The 2,602-nt window shown below is 62.6% G+C and carries 2 protein-coding genes; both read left to right on the plus strand.

The window, feature by feature from the left end:
• Positions 1-22 precede the first annotated feature (22 nt).
• Positions 23-1,546 carry a glycosyltransferase family 39 protein gene (locus PLN84_RS13025; protein WP_348532168.1) on the plus strand — a complete coding sequence of 508 codons (1,524 nt, stop codon included), beginning with the start codon at positions 23-25 and terminating at the stop codon, positions 1,544-1,546.
• A gap of 31 nt (positions 1,547-1,577) precedes the next feature.
• Positions 1,578-2,602 (plus strand): glycosyltransferase family 2 protein (locus PLN84_RS13030; RefSeq protein ID WP_348532169.1); only part of this gene is annotated, 1,025 nt, incomplete at its 3' end.

Consider the following 2,602-nt stretch of genomic DNA (forward strand, 5'->3'; position numbering starts at 1 on the left):
TGGTCAATGATTGATGATAACGATGGGTAAAAAGCAGGGAAGACAGGCAAAACGCGGGGCGCATACGCATGATGACGGCGGGGATCTCGACGCCGGGACCCCCGCACCGGCACGTTCGGAGACGCTCACCCTCGATACGCTTGTAACATCCGTTAAGACCAGCAGGTACCTGCAGGTCCTCATCGGGCTGACACTCGCCGGGTTTCTTCTCCGGTTCTACAACCTCGGCGGGAACTCGCTCTGGCTCGACGAGGCCTCGACCCTCACGTTTGCCCGGCAGTCGCTCATCGGCATATGGGAGAGCACCGCCGGCGGCGAGTTCAACCCACCGCTCTTCTACTGGCTGGAACACGGCATGCTCCTCTTCGGGGAGAGCGAGTTCGTGCTCCGCCTCCTCCCCGCGCTCCTTGGCGCCCTGACGATCCCCGTCGTCTACTTCATCGGCAAGGAGTTCCGGGACAGGAACGTCGGGCTCATCGCCGCCGCCCTCCTCGCCTTCTCGCCCTTCCACATCTTCTACTCGCAGGAGGCCCGGGCATACGCCCCGATGCTCTTCTTCTTCTCGCTCGCGCTGCTCTTCTACATGCGAGCAAGCCGGTCGAACGAGGTCCGCTCATGGGTCCTCTTCGGGGTCTTCTCCGCGGTCGCCTTCTGGATGCACTTCTACGCCATCGTGCCGGTCGCCGTCCTCATCCTCCACGCCCTCGTCACCCGCGCGGGCGAGATACGGCGTGACCTGCGGAGCGCGAAAAACCCGGCCCTCGGGCTCGTCACCTTCATCATTGTCGCCCTCCCCCTGCTCATCGTAACGGTCGGCCTCTTCTTTATCCGGACCTCGTCTGCTCCGAGCTTCGGCCTGCAGGGGATCAGTGTCGTGCACCAGACTCTCCAGCAGATCTCGGGGTTCAGCGACCTCGTCATGGTGCTCTTCCTCATCCTCTTCCTGCTCGGCGTCGCCGTCACCTGGCGCGAGGACCGGGACGGGGCGCTCCTCCTCGTCTTCATGATGGTCCTCCCGCTGGCGGCAAGCCTTATCCTCTCGTCGGCGATGCCGATGATCCCGCGTTACCTCATCTATCTCCTCCCCGTCTATTTCGTCGGCATTGCGTCGGCGTATCCCGCACTGTATGCCCTCGTCAGGGACAGGAGGGCGGTCTACCTCGTCGTGATAGCGGCGGCGGTCATCAGCCTCCCGTTCCTTGCGACCTATTACACGACCCCCCAGAAGAACGATTGGCGTGGCTTCTCTGCGGAGCTGGCCGGTATGACGGGGGAGGGAGACCTCGTCGTCGTCCTGCCGCCCTATATGGCACAGCCCCTTGACTACTATTACAGCAACGCGACCGACCGGACCCTGGAACTCGGGGCGACGACAGGCGAGGAACTCCAGGCACTCCGTGACAGTTACCCCGGCCGGCGTGCGTTCTACGTCGTGACCGTTGACATCCTTGCCGTAGACCCCACCGGGGACGCGGTGAACTGGCTTGAAGAGAACGCAGGGCTTGAGAGGCAGCATACGGGGATCTACCTCTTTTCGTCGGCCTGATATGAATACACAATCCTGACATGAGAGCAGCATGACTGAACGTTACGACCTGACAGTGATCATACCGACATTCAACGAGGAAGAGAATATTGCCGCGATCATCGAGGCGGTGAACGGAGTCTTCTCGGAGAACGGCATCAACGGAGAAGTTCTCGTGGTGGACGACTCCTCAAAAGACCGCACAATCTCGACCGTGCAGGGGATCGCCGGCCGGCGCGAGAACGTGCGGCTGATCGTCCGGAAGGAAGACCACGGCCTCTCCCAGTCGGTCGTCGAGGGGTTCGGGGAGGCACGCTCGGAGATCCTGCAGGTCATTGACGCCGACTTCTCGCACCCGCCGGAGCTCATCCCCCGGTTCTATGAGGCGGTGCGGGACGGTGCGGATATCGCCATCGGAAGCAGGTACATGAAGGGCGGGGATATCGAGCAGTGGCCGCTCAAGCGGAGGGTCATATCGCTCGGTGCCACGGCGTTCGGGCGGATGCTCTTTCCTGAAGTCACCGATCCCGTGAGCGGGTTCTTTGCCGTGCGGCGCGAGGTCGTCGCCGGCGCACCGCTCGCGCCCCGGGGCTACAAGATCCTGATGGAGGTCCTCGGCAGGGGCCGGTGGCGCTCGTTCGTCGAGATCCCGTTCGTCTTCAAGGACCGCGAGGAGGGAGAGAGCAAACTCCGGGCCGACACGATAGTGGACTACCTCCGGCAGTGCGCCGGGATCATCCTTTTTGCCGCCACACGCCGGGCCGGACCGGTCTATAACGAGTGGACGAAGATCGTCCGGTTCGGGCTCGTCGGGCTCTCCGGCATCTTCGTCAACATGGGGCTCCTCTACGCCCTGACCGAGATTGCTGGCCTCTATTACCTCATCTCTGCCGCGATCGCGATCGAACTCTCGATCGTGAACAACTTCGTCTGGAACGACGTCTGGACATTCAAATCCGCAAGAGACCTCAGGTTCGGGCGGAGGGTCCAGCGGCTCGCATCGTTCCAGGCGGTCTCGGTGGGCGGGCTCGTCATCAATATGGCGGTCCTCTATGTCCTTGCGGATGTCGCCGGGGT

Source organism: Methanoculleus sp. (assembly GCF_035363275.1).
Taxonomy (GTDB): domain Archaea; phylum Halobacteriota; class Methanomicrobia; order Methanomicrobiales; family Methanoculleaceae; genus Methanoculleus.